General features: G+C 70.0%; 15 protein-coding genes. 7 read left to right on the top strand and 8 right to left on the bottom strand.

Annotation, left to right across the window (positions count from 1 at the left end):
• The first annotated feature begins 175 nt into the window (after positions 1-175).
• Positions 176-2,392 (top strand): malate synthase G, encoded by a 2,217-nt coding sequence (locus tag L0977_RS08945; RefSeq protein ID WP_234264511.1) that lies wholly within the window; start codon positions 176-178, stop codon positions 2,390-2,392.
• Positions 2,393-2,449: 57 nt separating this feature from the next.
• On the opposite strand, the gene otnI is transcribed toward L0977_RS08945, so the two are convergent.
• From otnI to L0977_RS08905, 8 genes are all read right to left on the bottom strand, one after another.
• A complete protein-coding gene (gene otnI / locus L0977_RS08940) occupies positions 2,450-3,247 on the bottom strand; it encodes a 2-oxo-tetronate isomerase (protein ID WP_234264510.1) in 798 nt (265 codons plus the stop codon).
• A gap of 25 nt (positions 3,248-3,272) precedes the next feature.
• Positions 3,273-4,283 carry an alpha/beta fold hydrolase gene (locus L0977_RS08935; RefSeq protein WP_234264509.1) on the bottom strand — a complete coding sequence of 337 codons (1,011 nt, stop codon included), beginning with the start codon at positions 4,281-4,283 and terminating at the stop codon, positions 3,273-3,275.
• Positions 4,284-4,349: 66 nt separating this feature from the next.
• Positions 4,350-5,036 carry a class II aldolase/adducin family protein gene (locus L0977_RS08930; protein ID WP_234264529.1) on the bottom strand — a complete coding sequence of 229 codons (687 nt, stop codon included), beginning with the start codon at positions 5,034-5,036 and terminating at the stop codon, positions 4,350-4,352.
• A 17-nt stretch (positions 5,037-5,053) separates the two neighbouring features.
• Positions 5,054-6,325 carry a 3-oxo-tetronate kinase gene (gene otnK, locus L0977_RS08925; RefSeq protein WP_234264508.1) on the bottom strand — a complete coding sequence of 424 codons (1,272 nt, stop codon included), beginning with the start codon at positions 6,323-6,325 and terminating at the stop codon, positions 5,054-5,056.
• Positions 6,322-7,224, bottom strand: a complete 903-nt coding sequence (gene ltnD, locus L0977_RS08920; protein WP_234264507.1) for an L-threonate dehydrogenase — start codon at positions 7,222-7,224, stop codon at positions 6,322-6,324. Before ltnD ends, otnK begins: the two co-directional genes overlap by 4 nt.
• A gap of 31 nt (positions 7,225-7,255) precedes the next feature.
• Positions 7,256-8,623: a GntP family transporter gene (locus tag L0977_RS08915; RefSeq protein ID WP_234264506.1), complete on the bottom strand. Its 1,368-nt coding sequence runs from the start codon at positions 8,621-8,623 to the stop codon at positions 7,256-7,258.
• A 126-nt stretch (positions 8,624-8,749) separates the two neighbouring features.
• On the bottom strand, positions 8,750-9,529 hold the full coding sequence (locus L0977_RS08910; RefSeq protein WP_234264505.1) for a FadR/GntR family transcriptional regulator: 780 nt from the start codon (positions 9,527-9,529) through the stop codon (positions 8,750-8,752).
• A 103-nt stretch (positions 9,530-9,632) separates the two neighbouring features.
• Positions 9,633-10,613, bottom strand: a complete 981-nt coding sequence (locus L0977_RS08905; protein WP_234264504.1) for a tripartite tricarboxylate transporter substrate binding protein — start codon at positions 10,611-10,613, stop codon at positions 9,633-9,635.
• A 276-nt stretch (positions 10,614-10,889) separates the two neighbouring features.
• Here L0977_RS08905 and L0977_RS08900 point away from each other — a divergent pair, with 276 nt between their 5' ends.
• From L0977_RS08900 to L0977_RS08875, 6 genes are read left to right on the top strand one after another with little or no spacing between them, the layout of a single operon-like run.
• A complete protein-coding gene (locus L0977_RS08900; RefSeq protein WP_234264503.1) occupies positions 10,890-11,099 on the top strand; it encodes an acetyl-CoA carboxylase biotin carboxyl carrier protein subunit in 210 nt (69 codons plus the stop codon).
• 3 nt (positions 11,100-11,102) lie between these two features.
• Entirely contained in the window at positions 11,103-11,852 is a 750-nt protein-coding gene (locus L0977_RS08895) for a GntR family transcriptional regulator (RefSeq protein WP_234264502.1), read from the top strand.
• Positions 11,849-13,087, top strand: coding sequence for a CaiB/BaiF CoA transferase family protein (locus L0977_RS08890; protein ID WP_234264501.1), 1,239 nt, complete (start codon positions 11,849-11,851; stop codon positions 13,085-13,087). The genes L0977_RS08895 and L0977_RS08890 overlap by 4 nt, the downstream gene beginning before the upstream one ends.
• A gap of 35 nt (positions 13,088-13,122) precedes the next feature.
• Entirely contained in the window at positions 13,123-14,130 is a 1,008-nt protein-coding gene (locus L0977_RS08885; protein ID WP_234264500.1) for a tripartite tricarboxylate transporter substrate binding protein, read from the top strand.
• A complete protein-coding gene (locus tag L0977_RS08880; RefSeq protein WP_234264499.1) occupies positions 14,127-15,689 on the top strand; it encodes an acyl-CoA carboxylase subunit beta in 1,563 nt (520 codons plus the stop codon). The genes L0977_RS08885 and L0977_RS08880 overlap by 4 nt, the downstream gene beginning before the upstream one ends.
• The gene (locus tag L0977_RS08875) at positions 15,673-16,743 is read left to right on the top strand and encodes a YeiH family protein (protein WP_234264498.1); all 1,071 of its coding nucleotides are present in this window, start codon (positions 15,673-15,675) and stop codon (positions 16,741-16,743) included. Before L0977_RS08880 ends, L0977_RS08875 begins: the two co-directional genes overlap by 17 nt.
• Position 16,744 lies beyond the last annotated feature (1 nt).

Raw genomic sequence — 16,744 nt, 5'->3', positions numbered from 1 at the left:
TTCAGTCACAGCCCCAGAGAAATGCAGTTACTTAATACCGATCGAGGTATCGAATAACATCAGGGTGCCCGAAGCTCCCGTGCGCGCGCCGCCTTGTGGCCCCGCACCGCCCTTCCCGCACGGCGGCCACCAGCCGGCCGCCCCACACCACCTTTTTCATCCGTCGAGGTTTCCCATGACCGCCACCACCGCGCGCACCCCCTTTCACGGCCTGCAGGTCGCCACCGAGCTCTACGATTTCATCGAGCAGCGTGTGCTGCCCGGCACCGGCGTGAGCAGCGCCACGTTCTGGAAGGGCTTCGACGCCATCGTGGCCGACCTGGCACCGAAGAACGCCGCCCTGCTGGCCGAGCGCGACCGCCTGCAGACCGCGCTGGACCAGTGGCACAGCGCCCACCCGGGCCCGGTGGCCGACCAGGCCGCCTACCGCGCCTTCCTGGAAGAGATCGGCTACCTCGTGCCCGTACCCAAGAAGGTCAAGGCCACGACCAAAAATGTGGACGACGAACTCGCCACGCAGGCCGGCCCGCAACTGGTGGTGCCCATCCTCAATGCCCGCTACGCGCTCAACGCCGCCAACGCGCGCTGGGGCAGCCTGTACGACGCGCTGTACGGCACCGATGTGATCTCGGAAGACAAAGGTTGCGAGAAGGTCGGCAAGAAGGGTGGCTACAACCCCAAGCGCGGCGCCAAGGTCATCGACTACGCGCGCCACGTGCTCGACCGCTGCGCCCCGCTGAAGAAGGGTTCGCACGTCGGCTCCACCGGCTACAAGGTCAACAAGGACGGTGAGCTGGTGGTGAGCCTGGCCGAAGGCGGCACCAGCAAGCTGGCCGACAAGAGCCAGTTCATCGGCTTCCAGGGCGAAGCCAAGAAGCCCTCGGCGGTGCTGCTCAAGCACCACGGCCTGCACCTGGAGATCCAGATCCGCCCCGAGACCCCGATCGGCAAGACCGACGCCGCCGGCGTGAGCGACCTGGTGGTTGAGGCCGCGCTGTCGACCATTCTCGATCTGGAAGACTCCGTGGCCGCGGTCGACGCCGAAGACAAGGTGCTGGCCTACAGCAACTGGCTGGGCATCCTGCAGGGTACGCTGACCGAGTCCTTCGAGAAGGGTGGCCAGACCCTGACCCGCGGCCTCAACGCCGACCGCGAGTACACCGGCCCGAACGGCAAGACCGTGCGCCTGCACGGCCGCTCGCTCATGTTCGTGCGCAATGTCGGCCACCTGATGACCAACCCCGCCATCCTGTGGGGCGCCGAGGGCAAAGAGATTCCCGAAGGCATCCTGGATGCGATGGTGACCACCACCATCGCCATCCACGACCTGAAGAAGGGCAAGAAGGACGCCATCCGCAACTCGCGCAAGGGCTCGGTCTACATCGTCAAGCCCAAGATGCACGGCCCGGCCGAAGTGGCCTTCGCCGCCGAGCTGTTCAGCCGCGTCGAACAGGTGCTGGGCCTGCCGGCCGACACCGTCAAGCTGGGCATCATGGACGAGGAACGCCGCACCAGCGTCAACCTCAAGGCCTGCATCGCCGCCGCCGCCAGCCGCGTGGCCTTCATCAACACCGGCTTCCTCGACCGCACCGGCGACGAGATGCACACCGCCATGCGGGCCGGCCCGATGATCCGCAAGGGCGACATGAAGACCAGCGCCTGGATCCAGGCCTACGAGCGCAACAACGTGCTGGTGGGCCTGTCCTGCGGCCTGCGCGGCAAGGCGCAGATCGGCAAGGGCATGTGGGCCATGCCTGACCTCATGGCCGAGATGATGAAGCAGAAGATCGGCCACCCCAAGGCCGGCGCCAACACCGCCTGGGTGCCCTCGCCCACCGGCGCCACGCTGCACGCCCTGCACTACCACCAGGTGCTGGTGTCCGACGTGCAGAAGGAACTGGAAACGATCAAGGCCGACAAGGAACGCGAAACCCTGCTGACCGGCCTGCTGACCGTGCCCGTGGCCGCCGAGGCCAACTGGAACGCCGCCGAGAAGCAGGCCGAGATGGACAACAACATCCAGGGCATCCTGGGTTACGTGGTGCGCTGGGTCGACCAGGGCGTGGGCTGCTCCAAGGTGCCCGACATCAACGACATCGGTCTGATGGAAGACCGCGCCACGCTGCGCATCTCCAGCCAGCACGTGGCCAACTGGCTGCTGCACGGCGTCGTCACTGAAAAGCAGGTGCGCGAAACCTTCGAGCGCATGGCCGCCAAGGTGGACAAGCAGAACGCCGGCGACAAGCTCTACCAGCCGATGGCGGGCAACGCCAAGACCAGCAAGGCCTACCAGGCCGCCCTGGACCTGGTGTTCAAGGGCAAGGAACAACCCAGCGGCTACACCGAGCCGTTGCTGCACGCCTGGCGCCTGAAGGTGAAGGCTGCGGCCTGACGATCACACGGAGCCGAGGAGATAAAAAAACGGCGCCCTGCGGGGCGCCGTTTTCTTTTACAGCCAGGGCTTGAGCCAGCCCAGGCCGTCGCTGGTGGCGTGGGGCGCGGCGCCGCGCGCCGGGCGGTATTCGCAGCCGATCCAGCCGTCGTAGCCCAGGCTGTCGAGCAGCCGGAACAGGTAGGGGTGGTTCAGCTCGCCCACGTCGGGCTCGTGCCGCTCGGGCACGCCGGCGATCTGCAGGTGGCCGACGCGGCCGGTGGGCAGGTACTGGCGGATCTTCATGGCCAGGTCGCCTTCGACGATCTGGCAGTGGTAGAGGTCCATCTGCACCTGCACGTTGGTGGCGCCGATCTCGGCAACCAGCGCGTGGGCCTGGTCCTGGCGGCTCAGGAAGAAGCCCGGCATGTCGCGCCCGTTGATGGGCTCCAGCAGGATGCGGATGCCGTGCGGCGCAGCCTGCTCGGCCGCGTGGCGCACGTTGGCGATGTAGGTGGCGCGCACGGCCGCGGCATCGGCGCCCTGGGGCACCAGGCCGGCCATGACGTGGATGCGCGGGCACTGCAGGGCCTGCGCATATTCGATCGCCTGGGCGATGCCGGCGCGGAACTCGGCCTCGCGGCCAGGCAGACAGGCCAGGCCGCGCTCGCCCGCGTCCCAGTCGCCGGGCGGGGCGTTGAACAGCACCTGTTGCAGGCCGTGGGCGCGCAGGCGCTCGGCCAGCTCTGGCGCCGGATAGGCGTACGGAAACAGGTATTCGACCGCCTGGAAGCCGTCGCGGGCGGCGGCGGCGAAACGGTCAAGGAAATCCACGTCGTTGTAGAGCATGGACAGGTTGGCGGCAAAACGGGGCATGGGGTTTCCTCTTCTGAAACAGGGTTCAGCGCCGGGGCGCGGTGGCCAGCACCTGGGCCAAGGCCTGCGCGTAAAAGCGCGCCTGGCCCAGCGTGGCGTGGCCGGTGGTGTCGGGCCCGGTGGGGATCACCAGGGCTTCGGCGTGCGGGATGCGGGCGGTGGCCCGTTCCAGCACACCCAGTTCGGGCGGGTTGCGTTCGTCGTCGGCCGACAGGACGGCCAGGACGCGGGCCGTGATCCGGTCCAGGCCGGGTTCCGGGTCGTAGTCGCGCGAGGCCTCCCACTGGTAGAGGTGGTCGTTCGCGTCGCCCTTGAACGGCGACTGCAGGCGCTGGTCGAGCAGCGCATCGGCCGCAGCCCGCGTGGGCGCGAGCTGCTGCAGGCCGAGATGACCGCCGTTGGTGGCCAGGCCGTAGAACACCGAGGCGACCTGCAGGCTGCGCGGCTGCTGCGTGTAGTGGCCGCCCTGCCAGGCGGGGTCGTGGCGGATGGCGTCGATCACCAGACGCCGCAGCAGCCAGTTGCGGCCCGACATGGGGGCCGGCAGCGCGGCCAAGGGCACGGCGACGTCCATGAAATCCGGGTGGTGCTGCGCCCACAACCAGGTGTGCATGCCACCCATGGAGTAGCCCACGATGGCACGCAGGTGGCGGATGCCCAGGTGCTCGGTCAGCAGGCGGTGCTGCGCCCGCACCATGTCGTCGTAGTTGTAGGCGGGGAACGCGGTGCGCAGCCCGTCGGACGGCTTGCTGGAGCGGCCGGTGCCGATCGCATCGGGCAGCACGATGAAGTGCCGGCGCGCGTCCAGCGGCTGGCCGGGCCCGAACAGCGTGCCGGCGAAGGCCGGGGTCAGCAGGGCTTCGGCCGAGCCGTTGGTGCCATGCAGCACCAGCACCGGCTCGCCGGCCGGATCGCCCACCGTGGTGTAGGCCAGCCGCAGCGCCGGCAGGACTTCGCCGGTGTGGAAGCGGAAGTCGCTCACCCCCCATTCGGCCTGCCGGGGCGTCGGGTACGGGTCGGCGGCGCGGTCGGTCACAAAGGCTCCTGGCGCGGTGCGGTTCGGGCGGTGCGGTCGGGGATCAGCGAAGCGGTCCGCCGGCCGTCACCAGCTGGCGCCGAAGACCTGGCGCAGCTCGTCGATCCGGGCTTCGGACAGCGGCGCCACATGGGGGTTCAGGCGGTGCAGGTGGGCGGTTTCTTCCAGCTCCTCCAGCACGGCCATGGCTTCGGCCGGCGTGTCGTGCCAGACATTGGGGCCCAGCCGCGCCAGCATCACGGCGCGCAGGCGCCGGCCCTGCGCCGCATGGCGCGCGATGGTGCGCGCCACGGCCTCGGCCGCGGCGGGATCGCCCGGCCGGTGGTAGGCGATGTGCGGCACCCGACCGACCTTCATGACGAAGTACGGCGTGATGGGCAGCAGCAGCTCGGCGTCGTCCGCCAGTTGGCCGCCCGCGGCGCCGTCGGCCGCCAGCGAGCAGGCGACGAGCTGGGTGCTGTGCGTGTGGATCACGCAGCGCGCCGGCTGGCCGGCCGCCGCCGTGGCGTCGTAGATCTGCCGGTGCAGCGCGATGGTCTTGCTGGCGCGGTCGCCCGCCGTTTGCTGGCCCTGCGCATCCAGCCGCGCCAGGCGCTCGGGCGCCAGCGTGCCCAGGCAGGCGTCGGTGGGCGTGATGAGGTAGCCGTCGGCCAGCCGCACGCTGATGTTGCCGGCCGTGGCGTGCACGTAGCCGCGCTCGAACAGGCTGCGGCCCACGCGGCAGATCTCGGCGCGGGCCGGGGCTTCGTCCATGAAGGCGGTGGCGGTGCTCATGCCTGCGATTGTGCAAAAGCCTTGGTGAAAAAGTCGGTGCTGCCGAAGTTGCCCGACTTCAGGGTGATGTGCAGGCCGTCCGTGGCATCGGGCGCCACGGCGTGGCACCACGGCACGCCCGGGTCGATCTGCGCGCCGATGCGCATTTGCGTGATGCCCAGGGCCTGCACGCAGGCGCCCGAGGTCTCACCCCCGGCCACGATGAGCTGGCGCACGCCGCGCTGCACCAGGCCGCGGGCGATGGCGGCGATGGTGTCCTCCACCAGGGCACCGGCCTTTTCAGAGCCCAGCTTGCCTTGAATGGCGCGCACGGCCGAGGGCTCGGCGGTGGAATACACCAGCACCGGGCCTTGACCAATGTGGCCTTCGGCCCAGGCCAGGGCTTCGCCGGCCACGTCCACGCCGGCGGCGATGCGCAGCGGGTCGATGGCCAGCGCCGGCCCACCGGACTGGATGAAGTGCAGCACCTGCTGGTTGGTCGCCACCGAACAGCTGCCCGACACGATGGCCTGCAGCCCGTGCGGCGCGGGCAGGCGGGCGGCCTCGTGGCTGGGCGCCACGCCGAAGTTGCCCGGCAGGCCGATGGCCACGCCCGAACCGGCGGTCACCAGGGGCAGGCCCTTGAGCGCCGGGCCCAGGCGCAGCAGGTCGGCGTTGGACACCGCGTCGACCACGGCCATGCGCACGCCCTCGGCCTTGAACTGGTCGATGCGCGCGCGGATGGCCGCCTCGCCCTGCGCCACCACGGCGTGGTCGATCAGGCCGACGCGGCTGGGTGTCTGCGCCTGCAGCACGCGCACGAGGTTGGGGTCCGTCATGGGCGTGAGCGGGTGGTTCTGCATGCCGCTCTCGTTCAGCAGCACGTCGCCCACGAACAGGTAGCCCTTGAACACCGTGCGCTTGTTGTCGGGGAAGGCGGGCGTGGCGATGGTGAAGTCGGTGCCCAGGGCCTGCATCAGCGCATCGGTCACGGGGCCGATGTTGCCTGCGGCCGTGCTGTCGAAGGTGGAGCAGTACTTGAAGTAGATCTGCTCGGCGCCCTGCGCCTGCAGCCACCGCAGCGCGTCCAGCGACTGGGCGATGGCTTCGTCCTTCGGAATGGTGCGCGATTTGAGGGCCACCACCACGGCATCGGCCTCGGTATCGAGCGGGGCCGTGGGCACGCCCATGGCCTGCACCACGCGCATGCCGGCGCGCACCAGGTTGTTGGCCAGATCGGTGGCGCCGGTGAAGTCGTCGGCTATGCAGCCCAGCAGTGCGCGCGTCATGCCTTGTCCTTTCCTTCGGGCAGCGTGATGCCGGGGAAGATCTTGATCACCGCGCTGTCGTCTTCCTTGGCGAAGCCGGCGGTCGAGGCCTGCATGAACATCTGGTGCGCCGTGGCCGCCAGTGGCAGCGGGAATTTGCTGGCGCGCGCGGTGTCCAGCACCAGGCCCAGGTCCTTGACGAAGATGTCCACCGCCGACAGCGGCGTGTAGTCGCCCGCCAGCACGTGGGCCATGCGGTTCTCGAACATCCAGCTGTTGCCGGCGCTGTGGGTGATGACCTCGTACAGCGCCGCCGCGTCCACGCCTTCGCGCAGGCCCAGGGCCATGGCTTCGGCGGCCACGGCGATGTGCACACCGGCCAGCAGTTGGTTGATGATCTTGACCTTGCTGCCCGCGCCCGCGCCATCACCCAGGCGGTACACCTTGCCGGCCATGCCGTCGAGCACGGCGTTGGCAGCGGCATAGGCCTCGGGTTTGGCCGAGGTCATCATCGTCATCTGGCCCGAGGCGGCCTTGGCCGCGCCGCCCGAAATGGGCGCGTCCACGTAATGCAGGCCCAGCGCGTTCAACCGCGCTTCGAGCGCCACGGACCAGTTCGGGTCCACGGTGGAACACATCACGAAGGTGCTGCCTGGGCGCATGGCGGCCGCAGCGCCGTGCTCGCCGAACAGCACGCTTTCGGTCTGCGCGGCGTTCACCACCACCGACACCACCACATCGCTCACCGCCGCCAGCGCGGCCGGGGTGGCGTGGGCGGTGCCGCCCCCGGCCGCGAAGGCCTCGGCGACACCGGGTCGCACGTCGCACACATGGAGAGGGAAGCCGTTCTGGCGCAGGGTCTTGGCAATACCGGCGCCCATGGCGCCCAGGCCGATGATGCCGACGGAAGGTTGGGTCATGACAAGGTCTTTCGTACGCAGGGAAAACAGGTCAGGCGACGGCCACCCAGAGCAGGGCCGTGAAGGCAAAGCCTGCCAGGCCGAGCACCGTGGTCAGCACGGTCCAGCTGCGCAGGCCATCGCCCACGCTCAGACCGAGGTAGCGCGTCACGATCCAGAAGCCCGAATCGTTGACGTGCGACAGGCCCAGGGCCCCAAAGCCGGTGGCCACCGTGAGCAGCGCCACCTGCACGGGCGAATAGCCACCGCCGGTGATCGCGTCACTGAGCAGGCCGCAGGTGGTGATGATGGCCACGGTCGCCGACCCTTGCGCGGCGCGCAGGGCCAGCGCCATGCAGAAGGCCAGCAGGATGAGCGGCAGTTGCGTCGCCGCGAGGCTCTGCGACAGCGCCACGCCGATGCCGCTGGCGGTGAGCACCTTGGCGAACACCCCGCCGGCACCGGTCACCAGGATCACGGTCGCCGCCGGCGGCAGCGCGGACTCCATGACGGCGTTGGTGCGGTCCCGGCTCCAGCCTTGCTGGCGCCCGAGCAGGAACATGGCCAGGCCCACGGCGACCATCAGCGCGAAGATGGGCGAGCCGATGAAGCCGAGCAGATTGCGCAGCGCGTCACCCTTGGGCAGCACGGTGGCGCCGGTGGTGCCTCCCATGATCAGCAGCAGCGGGATGAGGATCAGCGCCAGCACGGTGCCCACGCCGGGCGTCTGGCGCTTCGCCGAGGCGGCGCTTTCTTCGCTGCTGCCAAAGGCAGCGAACTGCTCCGCCGTCGCCGGCAGCATGGCGTAACCCTTGCGGTTGAGCCAGCCCGACACATACTGGGCCAGCACCGCCAGCGGGATGCAGATGCCCAGGCCGATCAGCGTGATCCAGCCGATGTCGCCCTGCACGATGGCCGCACCGCCCACGATGCCCGGGTGCGGCGGCACCACGACGTGCGTGGCCAGCATGATGCCCGCCACCGGCAGCCCGAACTTCACCGGGTTGACGCCCGCCGCCTTGCAGAAGCCGTAGACGATGGGCACCAGGATGATGAAGCCGACGTCGAAAAACACCGGAATCGCCAGCACCAGCGCCGACGCCGTGAGCGCCATGGGCACGCGCGTCGGCCCCAGCAGTTGCGTGAAGCGGTTGGCCAGGCTGGCGGCACCGCCCGAGACTTCGATCATGCGGCCAAGCATGGCGCCCAGCGCCACCAGAATCGCCACCGACCCCAGCGTGCCGCCCATGCCGGCCACCAGCGTGCCGATGATGTCGCCCGTGGGCATGCCGGTGGCCAGCGCCACCAGAAGGCTCACCAGCATCATGGCGACGAAGGCGTGGACCTTCCAGCGAACAATGAGCAGAAGCAGCAGGGCAATGCTGCCGGCACCAATACCGAGAAGCGCGAGGGTGGACATGCGAGAGGTTTCCGATGGATTGGCCGCGATCGGGAAAGCGGTCTTATTTGTACGCTAGACTGGTTATCATACAAATTTAGCCACCCTGATCGCCAAGGGTTAACCCTAAACCCCAGCGGTCTGTGACTACCGCGGCGTTGCGGGGGTCGCCGCCAGCAAGGGCTCGGCAAGGCGGGCCCCGTCCTGGGTCCAGAACCCGGGGTCCGCTTGCGCGATGCGCGCCAGCGCGTTGCGCATGTGCTCGGCCGCCGCACTGCGCGCGGCCACCGCGTCACCGGCTTCGATCGCCAGCACGATGCACTCGTGCTCCTGCGTGACCGCGCGCGAAAAGTCGCTGCGCCGGGCCTCGTTCGCCCGTGTGACCCGCGTCGCCCCCTTGAGGAACTGCGCCAGGTAATCGAGCGTGTTGATCATGAACGGATTGCCCGCCGCGCGCGCGATGGCGCGGTGAAACTGCACGTCTTCCTCGACCCCGTCGCGGCCGGCCTGCACCGCCGCCTGGATCGCCGCCATGGCCTGGCGGATGGCCAGCAGATCGGCTTCGCTGCGGCGCAGGGCCGCCATTTCCGCCACCTCCGCCTCCAGCGCCCGGCGCACCTCCACGATCTGCATGACCGCTTCGCGCGACGCGGCGTGCGGCAGGTCGAACTGCAGCGGCTCGATGCCCGGCGCCTGCACATAGACCCCGCTGCCCTGGCGCGAATCGACCAGCCCGCGCGACTTCAGGCGCGAAAGCGCCTCGCGGACCACCGTCCGGCTGACCTGGAACTGCTGGGCCAGCGCCGTCTCCGTGGGCAGCTTGTCCGCCACCTGAAGGCGCCCGCCGCGGATCTCCGCCTCCAGCGCGCTGGCCACCTGGTCGGCGAGTTTGAGGCCGGGTTTGACGGCGGAAAAAGAAGACGACATGGGCGTGGGACGAGAGAAAGCAGTTCGGCGGCCGCGGCGCGGACCGCCGGATGAATGTACCTGAAGCCTCCGCCGCCCGCGCCCGCCTGCGCCGGGGCCCGCTTCAGTCGAGCTGGATCTTGGCGAACGCCGCCACCTGTTTCCACTGGGCGGCGTCGCTGGCCATCGCTGCGGCCGCAGCCGTCGCGTCCAGGTACATCGGCTCGGCGCCCTGGCGCTCCATACCGGCGACCACTTCAGGCTGCTTGGCCACGCGTTCCAGGGCCGGCGCCAGGCGCGCCAGCACCTCGGGCGGCAGGCCCGCCGACGCGGCCACGCCGAACCAGGCGCTGACATTGAAGCCGGCCAGACCGGCTTCGGCCAGGGTCGGCACGTCCGGCAGGGCCACGCTGCGCTGCGGCGTCGTCACCGCCAGCGCCCGCAGGCGGCCGGCCCGGATCTGCCCGATGGCCGAAGGCAGGTTGTCGAACATCACATCCACCTCGCCCGACAGCACCGCCGTGATGGCGGCTGCCGAGCCGCGGTACGGCACGTGCGTGATGAAGGCGCCGGTCTGGCGCTTGAACAGTTCCGCGCTCAGGTGCAGCGAGGTGCCGTTGCCGTTGGACGCGTAGTTCATCTTGCCCGGCGCCGCCTTGGCCCGCGCCACCACGTCCTGCACCGAGGTCATGCCCGAGTTCGGGTTGACCAGCAGCACATTGGGCACACGCCCCAGCAGCGCCACCGGCGCGAGCTGCGCCGACGCGTAAGGCAGCTTCTTGTAGACCGCCGGGCTGATGGTCAGCGCGGGCGAGGCCATCAGCAGCGTGTAACCGTCGGCTGGTGCCCGCGCCACATCGGCCGCGCCCAGGTTGCCACCGACCCCGGGCTTGTTGTCGACCACCACGGGCTGCCCCAGTTCCTGGGCCAGGCGGGCGGCCACCAGCCGGCCCATGTTGTCGATCAGGCCGCCCGGCGGGAACGGCACCACGAGCCGGATCGGCCGGTTCGGCCACGTCTGCGCCTGGGACAAGGGCGCCGCCAGGGCCAGCAGGACACAGGCGGCAGCGCGCAGCAGCGGGCGTTTGGTCAACAACGGGGTCACAAAAAGTCTCCTGAGGTGGTGGTGAAAGCCGGTCGGCCGGTCCCTGTCGGCACGGAACGTGCCGGACCGCCGCCGCGGCGGAACGGTTGCCGGATGCGCCAAGGCAGGCATCCGATTATTAGTCTGGTCATCATACAAATTGAAGGCGCAGCTCCCATCCGGGTTTACCCGGCTCGATCCGGCGCGCAACACCCCGCCCGTCCCCGACCCGGGCAAACCCTGATAGCCTCTCCAGTTCAGATTGTTAACAATCTGAATATCAACCAAGGAGTCTTCATGCAAGTGTTTTCCGAAGTCACCGGCACCGTCTGGGCCATCGAAGTGCAGCCGGGCCAGAGCGTCCAGGAAGGCGACACGCTGCTCGTGGTCGAGTCGATGAAGATGGAAATCCCCGTCTCGGCACCGGCCGCCGGCACGGTCAAGGCCGTGCTCGTCGCCAAGGACGACACGGTCGAAGACGGCCAGCCCCTGGTCGAGCTGGGCTGAGCCATGCACCCGGCCGACATGCCCGCCGACGTGTTTGCTTCGCTGGAAGGCGCGGTCGCCTTCCGGCTGTTTGCCGACCAGAAGGACCCCACGCTCAGCGTGCCCGAGCAGATCGCGGGCCGCATCGGCGACCGCATCCTCGACAGCGAGATGGCCCCCGGTGCGCGCATCGGCGAGCAGGAACTGGCCGACGAATTCAGCGTCAGCCGGGGCCCGATCCGCGAGGCGCTGCGCATCCTGGAGCGCGAAGGCCTGGTCACCATCCTGCCGCGCCGCGGCGCCATCGTCACCGAGCTGAGCGCCGCCGAACTGACCGAGCTGATGGAAATCCGCGCCGGGCTGTTCGAACTGGTGGTGCGCAAGCTCACCCAGAACCGGCACCCCGAACTGCTGCCCATGCTGCGCGCCGGCAACCAGCGCCTGCAGGCGCTGGCACCGATCCCGGAGATGGGCGACGCCTACGCCGAAACCACCTACCGCCTGCTCATCCTGTGCGCGCGCCTGAGCGGCAACCAGCGCCTGCAACGCATGCTGACCGGCCTGTCGCTGCAGACCCTGCGCTACAGCAAGCTGGGCCTGCGCACGCCCGAACGCCGTCTGCGCTCGGCGCGCCTGTGGCAGGAAGCCACCGACGCGCTGGAACAGGGCGACACCGAACGCATGGTGCTCCTGGCCCGCCAGCGCATCGAAGAGTCGGCCGAAGAAGCCGTGCGCCAGCTCGCGAACACCCCAAACCCAGGAGACCGGGCATGACCCGCCCCACCCCGCACCCCGAACTGCCCCACGGCCCCCTGAGCGGGCTGAAGGTGGTGGAAATCTGCTCCACCATCGCGGGCCCGGCCTGCGCCCGCCTGCTGGGCGACTTCGGCGCCGAAGTCATCAAGATCGAGCCGCCCGAAGGCGACCCCGTGCGCCAGATGGGCCAGCACGTGGACAACGTGTCGCTCTACGCGGCCTCGATCCTGCGCAACAAGCGCTCGGTGGCGCTGGACCTCAAGACCCCGCAGGGCCGCGCCGTGGCGGCCGAACTCATCGCACGCGCCGACATCCTGGTCGAAAACAACCGCCCCGGCGTGATGGAGCGCCTGGGCCTGGGCTACGACGCGCTGAGCGAGCGCAACCCCGGCCTGGTGATGGTGCGCATCAGCGGCTACGGCCAGGACGGCCCCTACAGCGAACGCCCGGGCTACGGCGCCATCTGTGAGGCCGTGGGCGGCGTGCGCCACATGACGGGCGACCCCGACCGGCCGCCGGCCCGCGTGGCGCTGGCCACCACCGACTACCTGTCGTCGGTGTACGCCGCGTTCGGCGCGATGGCCGCCATCCGCGCCCGCGCGATCACCGGCCGCGGCCAGGTGGTGGATGTGGCGCTCTACGAAGCGGCGTTCTCGCAGATGGAGCCGATCGTGCCCGCGCACGACAAGCTGGGCGTGGTGCCGATGCGCGAAGGCTCGAACCTGCCGTCGATGGCGCCCAACAGCTCCTACCCCACGGCCGATGGCGGCTGGGTACTGATCGCGGCCAACAGCCAGCCCACCTGGCGCCGGCTGGTGGGCCTGATGCAGCAGCCCGAGCTGCTGACCGACCCGCGCTTCGAGACCATCCAGGCGCGCGGCCGGCCCGAGAACATGAAGGCCATCGACGCGATCATCGGCGCGTGGTCGCGCACGCTCGACGGCGGCGTGCTCGAACAGATGCTGCGCGACGCCGAGGTGCCCACCTCCCGCGTCTACACCATCGCCGACATCTACGCCGACCCGCATTTCGCGGCGCGCCAGATGCTGCAGGCCGTGCCGCACCCCACGCTCGGCCACACCACCCAGATGGGGGTGGTGCCGCGGCTGTCGGCGACGCCCGGCGGCATCCGCCACACCGGCCCCGACCTCGGCGCCGACGGCGTGGCCGTGCTCAAAGAATCCCTCGCCCTAGAAACAGAGGCCATCGAAGCCCTGATCGCTGCGCAAGCCCTGCGCACACCATCCCACTGAGCGCCGCCCCCACGGCGCTCCCCCAAGGAGCTCTCATGAATCCGCAACTCTCCAACCGCCGCCAGGCGCTGGGCTGGCTGGCTGCCGGCGCCGCCTTTCTCGGCCGCCCGCAACTGGCCCACGCCGCCCCCTGGGCCCCCACCGGCAACATCACCTACAACATCGGCGTGGCCCCCGGCGGCTCGGTCGATCTGTACGCCCGGGGCATCAAGAACGCGCTGGAAACGCTCAAGCTCGTGGGCGGCCACACCGTGCTGCCGCTGAACAAGCCCGGCGCCGCCGGCCTGCTGGTGCTGCAGGCGATGCAGAAGGCGCGCGGCGACGCGCACAACCTCTCCACCTTCCACACCGGCAGCATCGCCGGCCAGGTGACGGGTGTGCTCAAGGCCGATCTGCGCGAATTCGTGCCCGTGGCCATGATGGTGGAAGAAACCACGCTGGTCGCCGTCGCGGCCGACTCGCCGCTGCGCAGCGCCACCGAGATCGTGGACAAACTGCGCCAGTCGCCCGAGTCGCTGAAGATCGCCGTCGCCCCGCTGCGCGGCCTGAACCTGCACCTGGCCATCGCCAAGCCGCTCAAGCTGGCCGGCGTGGACGTGTCGCGGCTGACGGTGGTGCCGTTCCGCTCCTCGGGCGAGTCGGTCACCGCGGTGATGGGCGGCCACGTCGACGTGGTGATCGCCACCGGCCCGACCGTGACCCCGCTGGCGCAAAGCGGCAAGCTGCGCATGCTGGCCAGTTGCGACCCGGTGCGCGGCAAGGGCCCGCTGGCCGAGGTGCCGACCTGGCGCGAACTCGGCATCGCCGCCGACTACGTGAGCTACAACGGCGTGCTGCTGCCCCCGGGTGTCGACGCCGAGCAGATCCGCTTCTGGGAGAACGCGCTGCGCCAGGTCGCGCAGTCCGCCGACTGGCGGCAACTGGTCGAGAAGTCGGGCAACAAACCCATCTTCAAGGGCTATGTCGATTCGCACCGCTACCTGCAGAGCGAACTGAAAGACACCCAGGAGCTGGTGGCGTCGCTGGGAGCCGGCGCCCGATGAGCCGTCTGCACGAACCGGGCGGCGAATGGGCCGCCGAACTGACCGAGCTGCAGACCCGCCGCGAGCAGGTGCGCGCCATGGGCGGGCCCGAGGCGCTGGCCAAATTCAAGGCCAGCGGCCGCCTGAACGCGCGTGAACGTATTGCGCAGTTGCTGGACGGCGGCACGTTCCGCGAATTCGGCCAGATCGCCGGCAAGGGCCACTACACGCGGGAAGGCGCTTTCGAGCGGCTGGACCCGACCAACGCCATCACCGGCACGGGCCGCATCGAAGGCCGCAAGGTCGCGCTGCACGTGGACGACTTCACCATCCGCGCGGGCTCGTCCGAAGCCACGATTGCGGACAAGTGGATCTACATCGAGCGCATGGCGCACCAGCTGCGCCTGCCGCTGATCCGGCTGGTCGATTCGGCCGGCGGCAGCGTCAAGCTGCTGATGCAACTGGGCGGCACCAAGATCCCCGAATACCCCACCTGGCCGGCCAACGCCCTGCTCGACACCGTGCCGGTGGCGGCGGTGGCGCTGGGCGCCTGCGTGGGCCAGGGCGCGGTGAAGGTGCTGTCCTCGCACTTCAGCGTGATGGTGCGCGAACAGGCCCAGGTGATGGCCGCCGGCCCGCACGTGGTGCAGCAGGCCTACGGCCAGAGCATCGACAAGAACGACCTGGGCGGCTACAAGGTTCACCGCAAAAGCGCGCTGGTGCACAACGAGGCGGTGGACGAAGCCGACGCGCTGGCCCAGGTGCGGCACTTCCTGAGCTACCTGCCACGCAGCGTGTTCCACCTGCCGCCGGCCGTGGCGCCGACCGACGACCCGGAGCGCGCCGACGACTGGCTGAAAGACGCGATCCCGCGCGACCGCCGCAAAATCTACGACCCGCGCAAGATCCTCGACGCGGTGCTCGACCGCGGCTCGATCTTCGAGATCGGGCGCTGGCAGGGCGGCTCGGTCATCACCGCGCTGGCGCGGCTGAACGGCATCCCGGTCGGCGTGATCGCCAACGACCCCAAGGTGCAGGGCGGCGCGATGACCATCCAGGCCGCCTACAAGATGGAGCGCCACATCAGGCTGTGCAGCCAGTTCGGCCTGCCCGTGGTCAACTTCGTCGACCAGCCGGGCAACCAGACCGGGCTGGACGCGGAGCTGGGCGGCACCCTGCTGGGCGCCACCCGCGTGGGCGAGGCGCTGCACGCCTGCCGCTCGCCCTGGGCCTCGGTCATCGTGCGGCGCTGCTTCGGCATGGCCGGCGCGCTGCACGCGCCCAAGTACGGCGAGTCGCTCAATTTCCGCGTGGCCTGGCCCTCGGCACGCTGGGGCTCGATCCCCATCGAAGGCGGCGTGATGGCCGCGCACAAGGCCGAGATCGAAGCCGCGGCCGACCCGGCCGCCAAGCGGGCCGAGCTGGAGGCGTTCTACCTGAACATGACCTCGCCGTTCCGCACGGCCGAGAAGTTCGGCATCCTCGACATCATCGACCCGCGCGAAACGCGCAGCCTGCTGTGCGACTGGGTCGAAGACGCCTGGGAGCGCGTGAAGACCGACCGTGTCCGTGCCGGCTGATCCGGCCGCGCTGCACACGGCCGTGCGCGCCGCCGCCGGCCGTGTGCGCCGGCTGGCCGGCGGGGCGCTGCTCAGCACCGTGGTCGGCCTTTCGGCCCTGTTCGTCAGCGAACACCACGGCGGCCCCGCCCTGCTCTACGCGCTGCTGATCGGCCTGGCCTTTCACTTCCTCTCGCCCGATCCGCGCCTGCGCCCGGGCATCGACTTCTGCAGCCGCACGGTGCTGCGCATCGGTGTGGCCCTGCTGGGCGCGCGCATCGGCTTCAGCCAGGTCCTGGCCCTGGGCTGGCGCACCGCGCTGCTGGTGGCCGCCGGCGTGACGCTGACCATCACCTGCGGTCTGCTGCTGGCCCGCTGGCTGGGCTGCCGCCGCGACGAGGGCCTGGTCTCGGGCTGCGCGGTGGGCATCTGCGGCGCTTCGGCCGCGCTGGCCGTGGCCTCGGTGCTGCCGCCCACGCGCGAGAACGAGCGTTTCACGCTGCTGGCGGTGGTGGGGGTGACGGTGCTTTCCACCCTGGCCATGCTGCTGTACCCGCTGCTGGTGCAGGTGCTGGGGTTCAGCACGCACCAGGCGGGCATCTTCTTTGGCGCCACGATCCACGATGTGGCGCAGGTGGTGGCCGCGGGCATGCTGCTGACGCAGGCGGGCGACACGGCGGCGGCCGACAACGCCACCATCGTCAAGCTGATGCGGGTGATGCTACTGCTGCCGGTGGTGCTGGCGGTGGCGACCTGGGTGCGCCGCGGTCAGGCGCCGGCGGCCGTGGCGGTGGACGAGGACGGTCCGCCGCGCGCCGAGGTGCCGCTGGTGCCGACCTTCCTGCTGGGTTTTGTGGTGCTGATGCTGCTGAACACCGCCGGGGTGCTGCCCACCTGGGGCGTGGCGGCGGCCAGCGGTCTCTCGCGCACGCTGCTGGTGATCGCCATCGCGGCGGTGGCGGTCAAGACCAGCCTGGCCGAGCTCGGTCAGCTGGGCTGGCGCCCGGTGCTCATGCTGCTGGGCGAGACCGCTTTCCTGGCGCTCATGGTCGGCTTGGCCGTGCCCTGGCTCTGAG

Source organism: Hydrogenophaga sp. NFH-34 (genome assembly GCF_021401345.1).
GTDB classification, from domain to species: domain Bacteria; phylum Pseudomonadota; class Gammaproteobacteria; order Burkholderiales; family Burkholderiaceae_C; genus Hydrogenophaga; species Hydrogenophaga electricum.
This window is presented reverse-complemented; position numbering and strand designations above follow the sequence as displayed.

Coding starts and splice junctions, on each gene's coding strand:
- L0977_RS08945 (WP_234264511.1), top strand. CDS start 176: ATGACCGCCACCACCGCGCGCACCCCCTTTCACGGCCTGCAGGTCGCC.
- otnI (WP_234264510.1), bottom strand. CDS start 3,247: ATGCCCCGTTTTGCCGCCAACCTGTCCATGCTCTACAACGACGTGGAT.
- L0977_RS08930 (WP_234264529.1), bottom strand. CDS start 5,036: ATGGACGAAGCCCCGGCCCGCGCCGAGATCTGCCGCGTGGGCCGCAGC.
- otnK (WP_234264508.1), bottom strand. CDS start 6,325: ATGACGCGCGCACTGCTGGGCTGCATAGCCGACGACTTCACCGGCGCC.
- ltnD (WP_234264507.1), bottom strand. CDS start 7,224: ATGACCCAACCTTCCGTCGGCATCATCGGCCTGGGCGCCATGGGCGCC.
- L0977_RS08915 (WP_234264506.1), bottom strand. CDS start 8,623: ATGTCCACCCTCGCGCTTCTCGGTATTGGTGCCGGCAGCATTGCCCTG.
- L0977_RS08910 (WP_234264505.1), bottom strand. CDS start 9,529: ATGTCGTCTTCTTTTTCCGCCGTCAAACCCGGCCTCAAACTCGCCGAC.
- L0977_RS08900 (WP_234264503.1), top strand. CDS start 10,890: ATGCAAGTGTTTTCCGAAGTCACCGGCACCGTCTGGGCCATCGAAGTG.
- L0977_RS08895 (WP_234264502.1), top strand. CDS start 11,103: ATGCACCCGGCCGACATGCCCGCCGACGTGTTTGCTTCGCTGGAAGGC.
- L0977_RS08890 (WP_234264501.1), top strand. CDS start 11,849: ATGACCCGCCCCACCCCGCACCCCGAACTGCCCCACGGCCCCCTGAGC.
- L0977_RS08885 (WP_234264500.1), top strand. CDS start 13,123: ATGAATCCGCAACTCTCCAACCGCCGCCAGGCGCTGGGCTGGCTGGCT.
- L0977_RS08880 (WP_234264499.1), top strand. CDS start 14,127: ATGAGCCGTCTGCACGAACCGGGCGGCGAATGGGCCGCCGAACTGACC.